The organism is Dyadobacter sp. 3J3, from assembly GCF_009801115.1.
Lineage (GTDB): Bacteria > Bacteroidota > Bacteroidia > Cytophagales > Spirosomataceae > Dyadobacter.
On record NZ_VTOL01000001.1, the window covers coordinates 489,931 to 502,679 of the forward strand.

At 39.0% G+C, this 12,749-nt stretch carries 12 protein-coding genes; 8 read left to right on the plus strand and 4 right to left on the minus strand.

Annotated features, from left to right (window positions below):
• Window positions 1-13: 13 nt before the first annotated feature.
• Complete coding sequence (locus tag FZF08_RS02110; RefSeq protein WP_159466958.1) at window positions 14-469, plus strand: hypothetical protein; 456 nt, start codon at window positions 14-16, stop codon at window positions 467-469.
• 137 nt (window positions 470-606) lie between these two features.
• Window positions 607-1,149 (plus strand): ATP-dependent protease subunit HslV, encoded by a 543-nt coding sequence (gene hslV, locus FZF08_RS02115; RefSeq protein ID WP_137343122.1) that lies wholly within the window; start codon window positions 607-609, stop codon window positions 1,147-1,149.
• 42 nt (window positions 1,150-1,191) lie between these two features.
• On the opposite strand, the gene FZF08_RS02120 is transcribed toward hslV, so the two are convergent.
• Complete coding sequence (locus tag FZF08_RS02120; RefSeq protein ID WP_159466959.1) at window positions 1,192-1,602, minus strand: GNAT family N-acetyltransferase; 411 nt, start codon at window positions 1,600-1,602, stop codon at window positions 1,192-1,194.
• A gap of 15 nt (window positions 1,603-1,617) precedes the next feature.
• The gene (dacB, locus tag FZF08_RS02125) at window positions 1,618-3,090 is read right to left on the minus strand and encodes a D-alanyl-D-alanine carboxypeptidase/D-alanyl-D-alanine-endopeptidase (protein WP_159466960.1); all 1,473 of its coding nucleotides are present in this window, start codon (window positions 3,088-3,090) and stop codon (window positions 1,618-1,620) included.
• Window positions 3,091-3,374: 284 nt separating this feature from the next.
• Between dacB and FZF08_RS02130 the strand changes: the two genes are divergently transcribed.
• From FZF08_RS02130 to FZF08_RS02155, 6 genes are all read left to right on the plus strand, one after another.
• Complete coding sequence (locus FZF08_RS02130; RefSeq protein WP_159466961.1) at window positions 3,375-4,799, plus strand: MBL fold metallo-hydrolase RNA specificity domain-containing protein; 1,425 nt, start codon at window positions 3,375-3,377, stop codon at window positions 4,797-4,799.
• Window positions 4,800-4,826: 27 nt separating this feature from the next.
• Window positions 4,827-5,780, plus strand: a complete 954-nt coding sequence (locus FZF08_RS02135) for an acetyl-CoA carboxylase carboxyltransferase subunit alpha (protein WP_159466962.1) — start codon at window positions 4,827-4,829, stop codon at window positions 5,778-5,780.
• A gap of 18 nt (window positions 5,781-5,798) precedes the next feature.
• On the plus strand, window positions 5,799-6,434 hold the full coding sequence (locus tag FZF08_RS02140; RefSeq protein ID WP_159466963.1) for an HAD family phosphatase: 636 nt from the start codon (window positions 5,799-5,801) through the stop codon (window positions 6,432-6,434).
• Window positions 6,424-7,620, plus strand: coding sequence for a site-2 protease family protein (locus tag FZF08_RS02145; RefSeq protein ID WP_159466964.1), 1,197 nt, complete (start codon window positions 6,424-6,426; stop codon window positions 7,618-7,620). The genes FZF08_RS02140 and FZF08_RS02145 overlap by 11 nt, the downstream gene beginning before the upstream one ends.
• A 33-nt stretch (window positions 7,621-7,653) precedes the next feature.
• Complete coding sequence (locus FZF08_RS02150; RefSeq protein WP_159466965.1) at window positions 7,654-8,238, plus strand: 1-acyl-sn-glycerol-3-phosphate acyltransferase; 585 nt, start codon at window positions 7,654-7,656, stop codon at window positions 8,236-8,238.
• A 378-nt stretch (window positions 8,239-8,616) separates the two neighbouring features.
• Window positions 8,617-10,092: a hypothetical protein gene (locus FZF08_RS02155; RefSeq protein WP_159466966.1), complete on the plus strand. Its 1,476-nt coding sequence runs from the start codon at window positions 8,617-8,619 to the stop codon at window positions 10,090-10,092.
• Here FZF08_RS02155 and FZF08_RS02160 read toward each other — a convergent pair.
• Both FZF08_RS02160 and FZF08_RS02165 read right to left on the minus strand, forming a co-directional pair.
• Window positions 10,020-11,318 carry a PAS domain-containing sensor histidine kinase gene (locus tag FZF08_RS02160; RefSeq protein WP_159466967.1) on the minus strand — a complete coding sequence of 433 codons (1,299 nt, stop codon included), beginning with the start codon at window positions 11,316-11,318 and terminating at the stop codon, window positions 10,020-10,022. The genes FZF08_RS02155 and FZF08_RS02160 overlap by 73 nt on opposite strands.
• 15 nt (window positions 11,319-11,333) lie before the next feature.
• Window positions 11,334-12,704, minus strand: coding sequence for a sigma-54 dependent transcriptional regulator (locus tag FZF08_RS02165; RefSeq protein ID WP_159466968.1), 1,371 nt, complete (start codon window positions 12,702-12,704; stop codon window positions 11,334-11,336).
• Between the last annotated feature and the right edge of the window lie 45 nt (window positions 12,705-12,749).

A 12,749-nucleotide genomic window follows, 5' to 3' on the forward strand; every position in this document is an offset into this window, starting at 1 on the left:
CACACACTTATATATGAAATCCGGAGACCGTTTAAATCAGCTTGAACCACTTGTTGCTGAAATGCTCATTAAATTGGATGAGACCGTAGCGAAGGTTGATAGAGTTTCAGAACATGTTGCCGAGCTCAGAATTACAATAAACAGGAATTCTGATATTTTGGATAAGCATACTGATATTTTATCAAAACAAAGCGACGCCATTTCCTTTCTTTTAGAAAATCAACTATCAACTAATGGCAAGATTGATAAACTAGATGAGAGAATTGATAAACTAGATGAGAGAATTGATAAGCTGGATGGGAGAATTGATAAGCTGGATGGGAGAATTGATAAGCTGGAACTAAGAATGGATAAGGTTGAAGTAAGACTTGACAAAATTGAGATTAGACTTGATAAAATTGAGACTAGACTTGACAAAATTGAGATTACGACCGATGCTATCTTAACACTCCTGAAAAACAAAAACTAGTTTTTGGAAATGATTTCAATTCAAAAAATACAATAATGTCAAAAGTGTCAGGTTTTACAGCCTGGCACTTTTGTTTTAATAACAGATTGAAATTTCTGTACGTTTAGCAGATATCATTTAGCATTCACAATTACACTATGGAAAAAATACATGCAACCACCGTTCTGGGCGTACTTCACAACGGCACTGTTTCGCTCGGTGCAGACGGACAGGCGACGATGGGAAATACAGTAGCTAAAAGCAATGTAAAAAAGATCAGGACATTAATGGGCGGTAAAATCTTGGTTGGTTTTGCAGGATCAACTGCTGATGCTTTTACGCTTCTTGAACGCTTCGAAGAAAAACTTAATGCGTATGGGGGCAATATGAAACGTGCTGCCATCGAACTTGCAAAAGACTGGCGTACAGATCGTTACCTGCGTAAACTGGAAGCTATGATGATTACTGCGAACAAAGACGAAATTCTCGTTATATCCGGAACAGGTGATGTATTAGAACCTGAAAATGGAATTGCAGCGATCGGCTCTGGTGGAAACTTTGCCCTTTCGGCCGCACAGGCTTTGAAAAAACATGCAACGCATCTGACAGCAGAGGAAATGGTTCGCGAGGGGCTAACTGTTGCAGCTGATTTGTGTATTTACACAAATCACAATCTGGTTATTGAAAAAGTAGTTCAATAAATTCCTCTGAAAGCGGTTGAAAAAGTCGACCGCTTTCAAATTTTAGAGAATCTTCTCTATTTTATAATATTCAATGTTTTCTTTAAAAAAAGGCTCAGAAAACTTTTTGAATCCTTGCCTTTCGTAAAAATTCAGAGCATCCGTCCTTGCGTCGCACCATAAGCTTTCAAAGTCATTTTTCTTTGCATAATCCATAACCTTCATCATCATTATTTTCCCCAAGCCACGATTTTGATATTCCGGCAAGGTTGCGAACTTTCTGAAACGCATACTTTTCCCTTCTGCGAATAAGGAAATAATCGTTACAAGTTTAGAATCTACATAAAGTCCGAAATGAATTCCTTGTTCATCTCCTTCCACTTTTACAAATTCGAACGGTTTGTCAGGCCATAGTACTTTATGCCGGATTGGCAGAATATCTTCAACTGCTACTTTTTTTATTTCAATTCCCATTAAACTTACTTTGTATTACAATTGCGCGAGAAGCGTCATAATTCTGACAAGTTCCTCAGAAACAATCCGACTACTTTCTTGTTGATATTTGTTAGCAATTATTGCGAAACTTAGTACTGCCCTTGATTTCGTAGTCACATAACCTGCATAAGCTCTTGTTCTTTCAATAGAACCACTTTTAGCCCGAATATTGCCTGCTGCCTTTGTCCCCTTACCCAAATTTCTTACCGTCCCGTTAACACCCAAAACTGCTATACTTTTATAAAAATCAGGATATGAAGCTTCCTTAGTAGCTAAACTCAAAATATCTGTCATATTATTTGTCGTAACAGAACCTGACGGAGAAAGTCCGCTTCCATCCTTGATGAAAAAACCACGCATGTCCGCTTTTCTATTCCACCAATAATTGGTTACCGCTTTTACCGCATCATCATAATCTGATTTTCCTTCCAATGTTTTCCCGGCCTTTTTTAGAAATGAATCAGCATAAAGATTAACACTCCAAAAATTCGCTTGCTGGCAGATTTCACGTAACGGCGGCGACTTATATTCATCCAGAATTTTTCTAGTGCTTAACATAGAAGCAGGTTTCGCCAGTTTAAATGTAAGTGTTTCGGGAATAATTCGGATGGTATTCGAAAGACTTTGCTTCAAGGTGTAGGCCACATAAGCAGCCGGATCGGGAATAGATCCTTTCACAGAAAATGTTGGGACACCTCTTGGCACTGTTCCGGTAAGAATTACCTGATTGCTCAGCGGATTGCCGTAAACAACCGTTTTATCGCCCGAACCTCTTTCACCGGTCGCAACATGGTTTTGAAAAATAAGATAAGGAATGGATGGATCAATTCCCTGGAATATGGCCGGATCATCTTCACCAACACCAGGCTTAAATTTAATTTTATACTGATTGTCGTTGAAATTTAATCCTGAAACACCCGCGCCATAATAGTTACCCAAATCACCCCAAATCCAGCTATCAGCCAATGTCTTAGTATCAAAATAAGAAGCGTCCGCCAACACATCGCCTTTGATATATTTTATTCCCGCTTTTTGGATAGCAGCAGTCCATCTTGCTATCAGCTGCGCGCTGGACGGATATTCTTTAAATCGATCGCTGCCCAAGGATGGATCTCCCGTACCCCGTATATAAATATTTCCGTTAAGCGTATCTTTATTAACAAAACCATCGTACTCCAAAAATGTCTGATATCGAAAATCTCCTCCTAAAATCGAAAGAATTGTTGCTGTGCTTACTAATTTCAGGATAGACGCCGAAGGAAGGGATTTTTCAGAATTAATCGCAAAAACTGTCTTTTTATCCAAAACTGATTTTACACTGACCGACAAAGTTCCGTTCCGCATCAGATCGCTATTTTGAAGTTCCAGTACAGCATCACTGAAATCCGTTAAAGCCAAACTATCAATAGGTTGAGCCTTTCCTGAACAAAAAAAGAGCACACAGAAAAAGGTAAATATTAATTTCATAAATCTTTCTTTGGTCGGAGCGAATTTCAAAAAATTGTTTTTCTTATGCTAAACTATACAGACTTAACCAATTCTAAGCCTCTTTTTGATACTTTTGTATTTAATTGTTTAAGTTAGGTGGATGATAATCCGCAACAATTGCCGTTATTATACATGCATTATCTTGCTGCACGTTTTTTTAGATTAACTTAATACTTTTATTAGACTTTACGATTCGAAATAATATTGATTTTTCGCATTTAAGGGAAAATCACAATATAGATATTCACGGTATTACATAAAACATGAAATTGACATTTTGGGGAGCCGCCCAACAAGTTACCGGCAGTATGTTTTTACTCGAAACAGATGATTACCGGATTTTGATTGACTGTGGCTCGGACTTTGACTTAGATGAAAAAGACAGAAGAACACGCTATGATGAACAAAAAAGTGTATTCCCATTTGATGCGAGCTTAATAAATACAGTCTTGCTAACGCATGCACACATTGACCATTCTGGCAATATCCCTAACTTATTCAAAGAGGGCTTTGAAGGACGCGTTGTGTGTACTGAACCTACATTGGCACTCACTTCCCTGCTTTTAAAAGATGCTGCGAACCTGCATCAAAAAAGATTGAACGCACAAAACGGTTCTTCGAATAAAAAGAGAGGTAGAAAAAAGAAAGATGTCCCCAGAGATTATTTTGTTGAGAAAAATGTAATTGAGGCATTGGATAACTTTGTCCCCGTTTCGTTTGGGCAGCGTTATAGGATTGCTGATCATGTAGCTATTACTTTTTATGCAGCCGGCCATTTATTGGGCGCGGCACATATTGTGGTTGAGGTTACAGAAAATGGGGAGAAAAAGAAAATCTGTTTTTCCGGAGATATTGGCAGGTCCAATTATCCTTTGCTGATCGATCCACAGGAAATACCCCAAGTAGATTATCTGATCTGCGAATCAACTTATGGCAATCGTCTGCATGAAGATACCACTACACCAGCAAAAGCATTGGCTGATGTGATAAAAAGAACGTGCATTGATATTCCCGGAAGATTGATAATTCCTTCTTTCAGTGTTGGCCGTACACAGGCACTTCTTTTTACACTGAATAAAATTTATGCAGATCATGCTTTCCCAAATCTTAAAGTATTTTCTGATAGTCCGCTGGCACATAGCAGTACCCGAGTTTATCAGCGCTATGTGCGCTTATTGAACAAAGAAGCCAAAACTTTCCACGCTGACAATGATATTTTATTCGATTTTGATAATCTGATTTATCTCGAAAGTTCTGATGCCAGCAAAGCAGTTTCCAACTACAACGAGCCATGCATTATTATTTCTTCGTCGGGAATGATTCAGGGAGGAAGAGTTGAACAACACGTAGAAGCAAACATCGGTAATCCTTATGCTACTATCCTAATGATCGGTTATGCGAGCGAAGGAACGCTGGGATGGAGGCTTTTAAACGGCCAGGATAGCATTTCTATTCGTGGAAACAAGCTGCCAGTCTTGGCTAATATTGAAAAAATTGACGTATTTAGCGGCCACGGAGACCAGAATGATTTGATTAGGTTTGTGAAAATGCAGGATCCGGAAAAGCTTAAGACTGTTTTTCTGGTTCATGGCGAACATCAAAGCATGACTGAATTTCAGGGCAAAATTAATGAATTAGGCTACAAAACGGTCGAATTACCGTTAAGAGGGCAATCCTTTGAACTTTAAGCCTTAGCCACAAAGAAGAAATATAACATGAGAACATACCTTGATTTTGAAAAACCAATGGCCGAGCTAGAACGTAAGCTCGAAGAGATGAAGGCATTAGCACAGCAAAATAACGTTGATGTTTCTTCTGCTATTTCCCTACTGGAAAATAATATTACCGAACTTCGTAAGGAAATTTTTGGAAAACTTACAAGCTGGCAGCGCGTCCAGTTGTCTCGTCATCCGGACCGTCCTTATACGCTGGATTATATCCAGCTTATTTGTGATGAATTCATTGAACTTCATGGAGACCGTCAGGTGAGAGATGATCCTGCCATGATCGGAGGATTGGCGAATGTGGGCGGACAAACCTGCATGATCATTGGTCAGCAAAAAGGCCGAAATACCAAGCAGCGTCAGCACCGTAATTTCGGGATGCCAAATCCTGAAGGGTACCGTAAGGCTTTGCGTCTGATGAAACTGGCAGAAAAATTTAATGTTCCTATTGTTACTTTGGTTGATACGCCGGGTGCATTTCCGGGTATGGAAGCCGAAGAGCGTGGACAAGGAGAAGCAATTGCCCGTAATATCAAGGAAATGTTTTTACTGAAAGTACCTGTAATCTGTATCATCATCGGTGAAGGTGCTTCCGGCGGAGCAATTGGCATTGCCGTTGGTGACCGTGTGTTGATGTTGGAAAATACCTGGTATTCTGTAATCTCTCCAGAAAACTGCTCGACGATTTTGTGGCGTAGCTGGGATTTTAAAGAACAGGCGGCTGAAGCGATGAAAATCACGGCCAAGGATATGAAAAACAACAAGCTTATTGACGGAATCGTTGCTGAGCCATTGGGTGGTGCACATCTGGATCATGCGTGGATGGCTGCCGAATTAAAAAAAGTAATTCTGAGTAATATTAAAGAATTGGCATCCATGTCTCCGCAGAAAAGAATCGATCAGCGTATCGATAAATTCTCTGCAATGGGCGTTATTATTGAATAACCAAGCTTTTAGCCGTTCATGAAAAATAGCCGTATTAAAAATATTGTTTTTGACCTGGGAGACGTCATTCTCAACATTGATGTCCCTATTGCTTCGGATAATTTCGGGAAATTAAGTGGAAAAGCGCAACATGAAGTACTGACTCTTTTTAAAGAGAATGAACTTTTTCGTTTGTTTGAGACTGGTTTAGTTAACGAAGAGGCATTTAGAAATATGATCAGGGAAGTTCTTGAATTTCCCGATTGGTCAGAAGAAATAATTGATACGGCCTGGAACAGCTTATTGCTTGATATTCCTCCTGCAAGAATTGAACTGATTAAAGAACTTGGCAAAAAATACCGCCTTTTTCTTTTAAGCAATACCAGTTCAATTCATATCAAAGAAGTTAATAAAATCCTGCATGCTGCATCGGGTGTTGAAAAGCTTGATGACCTGTTCGAAAAAGTATATCTCTCCTATGAAATGGGCAAGATGAAACCGGATCCGGCAATTTATTTGCAGGTTCTGGAAGAATCCGGGCTTGTTGCGGAAGAAACACTTTTCCTGGACGATAATCCGGACAATATCACCGCAGCTTCAAAATTGGGCATCGACACAATTCTCGTACAAAAGCCTGTTACCATACTGGACTATCTTAAAGATTATGTCGCCTAATACCCGCACACACCTGATTCAGGCTTTACTTTTTATTGCGACTGTCATTACCACCACCATGGCCGGTGCCGAGTGGATGTTTGGTAATGTCTTTTCTTTTGTAAGCACTTTTATTCATTTTCTGGTAGAAAAAACTTCGGGAGCGTCCGTTCCTGAAACGGGAAAGCCAATGGGCTGGGCGGAATTTTTTATGGGATTTCAGTTTTCAATTCCCTTTTTAGCAATTCTGACCATCCATGAATTTGGTCACTACTTTACCGCAAAGGCGCATCAGGTTAAAGTTACCCTTCCTTATTACATTCCGTTATGGTTCGGGATATCTCAAAGCATCGGAACGATGGGTGCTTTTATCAGAATTACATCCGTCGTTAAATCCCGTTTAAAATTCTTTGATATTGGAATTGCCGGGCCTTTGGCAGGTTTTGTTGCAGCATTAGCTGTTTTAACGTACGGATTCACTCATTTGCCTCCGGCTGAGTACATTTTCTCAATTCATCCGGAATATGCGCGCTACGGACTAAGTTACCCGCAATTTGTATATGAAAATTCAGCTGGAAATATCGTTTTAGGGGACAACCTACTTTTCTGGTTTTTCAAGAATTTCGTTGCAGATCCTGCCCGCATGCCGCATGCTTACGAGATTATTCACTATCCTCTACTATTTGCAGGATACCTCGCATTATTTTTCACATCCTTGAATCTTATTCCAATTGGTCAGCTTGACGGCGGACATATTTTGTACGGAATGATTGGCAAAAAGAAATTTGATGTGGTAGCTCCTGCACTTTATATTGTTTTTGTTTTTTACGCAGGATTGGGAATGTTTAAAGCTGAGGAATTTGCGATCAGCAGCGATTCAGTATTTTACGAACACTTGCTTTCACTCGTTATCTACATCTATTTCCTTTACATCTGTTTAAGGCGGATTAGTGAAAATACTTCAAATGCGCTGATGGTCAGCTTGATGATCGTTGTAGGTCAATTTGGATTATCATTCCTGCGTCCTGAATGGGAAGGATATTCCGGATTTCTACCATTCATATTTATTTTGGGGCGTTTTCTTGGAATTCGTCATCCTGAAACGGAGGATAATCAACCGATTGGAACTGCAAGAATAATTCTTGGCATCTTCGCGCTGATCGTATTTATTATATCATTCAGTCCTAAGCCATTTATCGTGCTTTAATTTTGAAGACCTCGACATTTCCAAAAACTCAAAATGCTTAATACCATTGCCGCATTTATATTCCGAATGGTGGGCTGGAAAATTATCGGCAGACCACCTTATGAGATAAAAAAGGCAGTATGGGTTGGTGCACCGCATAATTCGAACTGGGATTTCATGCTTTGTTTGGGTGCTCGTGGAGAAATGAAGATCAACGTTGGTTTTCTCGCCAAAAGTCAGCTTTTTCAATGGTATTCAGGCTGGTTATTTCGGGCATTGGGATGTTATCCGGTTTATAGAAATCAGTCAGGAAATCTCGTCGACGCTGTTGCAGCGATGTTCAATCAACATGAAACATTACATATCGCTATAACGCCGGAAGGAACCAGAAAAGATGTTGACAGATTGAAAACAGGATTTTATCACATGGCGCTTCTTGCTGATGTCCCACTCATTTTAATCGGATTCGATTACCCACGTAAAGCACTTGTGATCAGCGAGCCTATTTTTTTGTCAGGTGATTTCCAAAAAGATCTCAAACCAGTCTACGACTTTTATCTAACCATTCAGGGAAAACATAAAACCTGGCTTAATGAATATGAACTTACCGGGATTATCCCACACTTCTCCAAAAATTAAAATTTCAATTTCCGTAACCTATTAATCAACAATTGATTAAAAACATTAACTTACGTAAGAATCTAAATCTTACGACATGCCTTCACGCCGTAATTTTCTTCAATTCTGTTTTTCAATTTCCTTTCTGGTTAAGAATATTGTCTCTTCTGAGGGAATATATATTAAGTTTCGATATCAAAGCTTTGGATCGATCTGGCGAAAAATGTCAGTACTTAGAATTTTTAAAATCGAAATACAGGTTTATAAAATCTTGATTGCAATCTGGAATGAATCCAGGATCGATCAGATTTCGATACATAATCCAGCTCGCGCTTTTGCCATTAAAAAGATTAAAATCTAATTCTATCGCCCGCATGAAATAACTAACCAGCACGCCATATGAAAGAATTTTACAGATTAAATTTAAATCAAAAACGTCTTGTAATATTGATATTGTCAGGTTTTGCTCTTCTTTATTTTGTAAGTTCAGCAGGATTGAATTGTTCGAATGACGGAAGTCATTTCGCCTTGGCAAAATCCCTTTACCACAATCATAACAGCGAAATCAAACCGTTTTTCTCTTACGTTCAATGTTGTGATTATGCAGAAAAAAACGGAAAAATATATTCTGACAGACTTCCTGGAAATGCTTTTTTAATGCTTCCATTCCTTGCTTATGCTCATTTTATCGACTTCGCCGGACTCAAAAATCTCACGACTTTATATGAGGCTGATATCGTCGCCATTTCTATATTACCCAATATTTGTGCCGTGTTTTGTTTAATTCTTTTATTCCTGATGTTCAAACAATCAGGATTTGCTTTCCATTATGCCTGCATCGCCACCGTAGCATTTGGGTTGACAACACTGCATTGGCTGGAAGCGACCCATGCTTTTTCCCACATGCCGTCTGCACTATTCGTTTTGTTGGCCATTTATCAGGTTTTAAGAGTGAAAGACGTTTTTAGCAATCGAAACCTGGTTTTCTATTCCGTTGCTTCGATTGGATTCTCGGCACTTATTGAGTTACAAAACATTCTCTTTTTGCTTCCAATCGCTGTATTTCTCGGCCTGTCTATTAGTAGGGTTGATCTTTTGAATTACAAAAAATGGGTGCCGGTTTTGCTTGTTTCAATCCTGATCACATCATTTTTTGTCAGTAGTCTTGTATTTTATAACTATTTAACCTTCGGAGAATTACTATTAAAAAGTAATACGTACAATCCGAACTTCCCAGAAGAAAAGTCATTTGCAACAGCGTTGGAAGGAAATTTCCTTCCTGGCCTTGACAAATTACTAACCAGTTTATCTAACTTTCCGGTTTATTACAAATGGAACCTGGGAAGAGGAAATGATATTCCGGGGATATTCGTTTCCTCACCGCTACTGTTAATCTCACTATACGGTTTTGTATTATTTTACAAAAAGGAAAAAGAAAAAGCACTTCTGTTTATTTCGCTGATCACGATTTCAATACTCATCGCAGCATTTCACAAAACCACCCTCACCCGTCATATTTTCACGGTTACCCCTTTTATTTTTTTTCCATTTATTTATGTTTTGAAAAACGTTTGGGAATCAACACATAATAAAGGAATTGGAGTTTTCATTATTTCCGCTCTCGCTTTGATCAGCTTTTTACGACAAGCTTACATCAATGTAACCTATTGGGGCCACGGAGGACAGGATTTCCCAAAGTTCAAACATGAACTTCCTTTTTTCTTAGCTTTTTATTTACCGTTACTCGGGGCTATTTTTCTATATTTCCAATTGTGGAATAATTTATATTTTTCATCAAGGCTTTACACTATTTTATCAATTTCAAAAACAGTCCAACCATCATTACCTGACATTAGCGAAAACGAGAATCCATGATTTAATAGAATTTCTTTGGTTAGTGTCAGGCCGATTCCCTGACCATCCCTTTTGGTACTAAAAAACGGATTAAAAAGCTGCGTGGCTGTTTCCTCACCTATCGGCTCACCGTTATTTTTTATCAAAATCGAATCGTCTAAAATTTGTAGTTGAATTGAATCTCCACGCTTACAAGCTTCAATTGCATTTTTAATAACGTTGACAAAAACCTGTTCCATTTGTCCCGCATCCAGCGATACTAAAAACGGAGGTTCTGTTTCAGTTTTTATTTCCAAAGTTATTCCGCGTTGTTCAGCTGACAATCGCATGAACAATCCGACGCTTTTCAGGAGCTCTTTCACATCTGTGGGTTCTTTAAAAGGAGCTGGTAAGCGGACTACATCTGCAAAATTCCGCATAAAAATTGCCAGTTTTTTATTTCTGTCAGAGGCAACTCCCAGAGCTTCCCTTAAATCCAGAAATGAATCTTCCGCCAGATAATTTCTTGTAGTCTGAAGGATGGAATCCGTTGCTCCCAGTGTGTTATTTACCTCATGCGCCATCATCCTGATTACTTTCCCGTAAGCCTTTTTCTCTGATTCCAGGATATCTGTTGTCAGCTCTTCGATCATTAAAAATGATCTTCGGAACCCCTGATCCATGAAATGGGAACGTTGTACTTTATAGGTTTCAACACTATTAATTTTGATGGTCCTAGACTCACCATCCTGTAAATCTGTCAATTGCGCAAACAAAGCAAGATCCAATTCGTCAAGTCTTTTACCCCGCCAGGAATTTGTGTTTTTTTGAAATAACTTTTTTGTCTTTTCATTTATGGAAGCAATTTTTTCATCAAAATCCATAATAAGGATCGCAATTGGTGAAGCTTCAATCAATTTTTCCAGAAAAAAATGTTGCTCATTTAATTTGATCCTTTCCTCTCTCAACTGATCGATCATGAGATTATAAACTTCAATTAAAATATCAATTTCACTTTTCCCCGTCTGCACGAATTTTATACTGAAATCCTGATCTTTAATTGCTTCAATACCAGAACGAACAAATTCTATCGGCCTTAAAAAATCTCTATAAATCTGAATGGAGATAAAGATGGAAATGAGAATCAAAACTTCGGATGCTATAAAAAATATTTTCTTTTCCCGGAGTAAAATGAATATCATCAATATTAACACGGCATGAAGAATGCCAATAAAAATGATATAGCGTAGCCGAAGCGAAAATTTCATAAACACGTTTAACAGTTAATTTTCAGATTCATATGAAATACCATATTTCTCCAGTCGCCGGTATAAGGCAAACCGGGTAATTCCCAGTGCCCTGGCAACTTTTGATATTTTCTGCTGATGAAATTCCATAGCGCGGGTAATCATTTGATACTCCATTTCTTCGAGTGTTATTGTGCCAACTGCAGGCAACGAATTTTTCGAAACTGAAGGCAAATCAGAATTCATGTTTTGCTTAAAATCTTCTGTTTCAATTACATCATTCCCTGCTAACAAAACCGTACGCTCCACTATGTTTTTCAACTGACGTATGTTTCCCTGCAAGGTCAGCGTTTTAAGCCATTTTAACGCGCCTGGACCCAATTGTAAAGCCGGTCTTTCATAAATAACTTTTAAATTATTCATAAAAAATTCTGCTAAAATAGGGATATCACCCGGCCGTTCTCTTAGCGCAGGAAGCTTTACGGTAATCAAGTTTATTCTATAAAAAAGATCTTCCCTGAAAGTACCCTGCGTTACCATTTCTTCCAAATTACGGTTGGTGGCACATATTATCCGAACATCCACGGTTCGGCTTTTACTGCTTCCAAGAGGCTCAAAAGTTCTTTCCTGCAAAACCCTGAGCAATTTCACCTGACTGGAAAGATCCAGTTCTCCGATTTCATCCAGGAAAATCGTCCCCTTATGCGCCATTTCAAATCGGCCCGCTCGATCTGTTTTTGCATCTGTAAATGCCCCGCGAACGTGGCCAAATAATTCACTTTCAAATAAAGTCGATGAAATCCCGCCCAAATTAACTTTTACAAACGGTTTCGTTTTTCTTTTGCTATTCGTGTGAATAGCCTCGGCAATCAGCTCTTTCCCTGTTCCGCTTTCTCCCGTGATTAATACAGGCGCATCGGTTGACGATACGCGACCTACTGTTTCCAGAATCTGAAGAAGTTTTGGGTCTTCTCCGACGATGTTTTGAAAGTGATAGGTTTGTTCCAGTTTGCGGCGGTTGGCAGATTGCGGTGTCTGATTTGCCAGATTTAAAATCGTATTAATCGATTGAATAAGATATTCATTTTGCCAGGGCTTGGTGATGAAATCTCTGGCTCCTTCCTTCATCCCTTTCACGGCCAGGTCTATTGTTCCCCAGCCAGTAATTAAAATAACCGGAATTTTTGGATTGTAGTGTCTGATTCTCTTCAACAGATCCATCCCTTCATCTCCCGATGTTTCGATAGAAAAGTTAAGATCCAATAGAATTAATTCGGGCATTCCACTTTCCAGGACATTAAAGGTTTCCTCGGGAGACCCGGCTCCACGCACATTGAATCCTTCTTTTTTCAAAAGAAGGGCAAGTGAAGTTCTGATGGCAAGGTCGTCGTCAACTATGAGGATCATGAGGGGTTAAGTTTCGTTTTTTCACGCAAAGGTTTTAAGTTATGC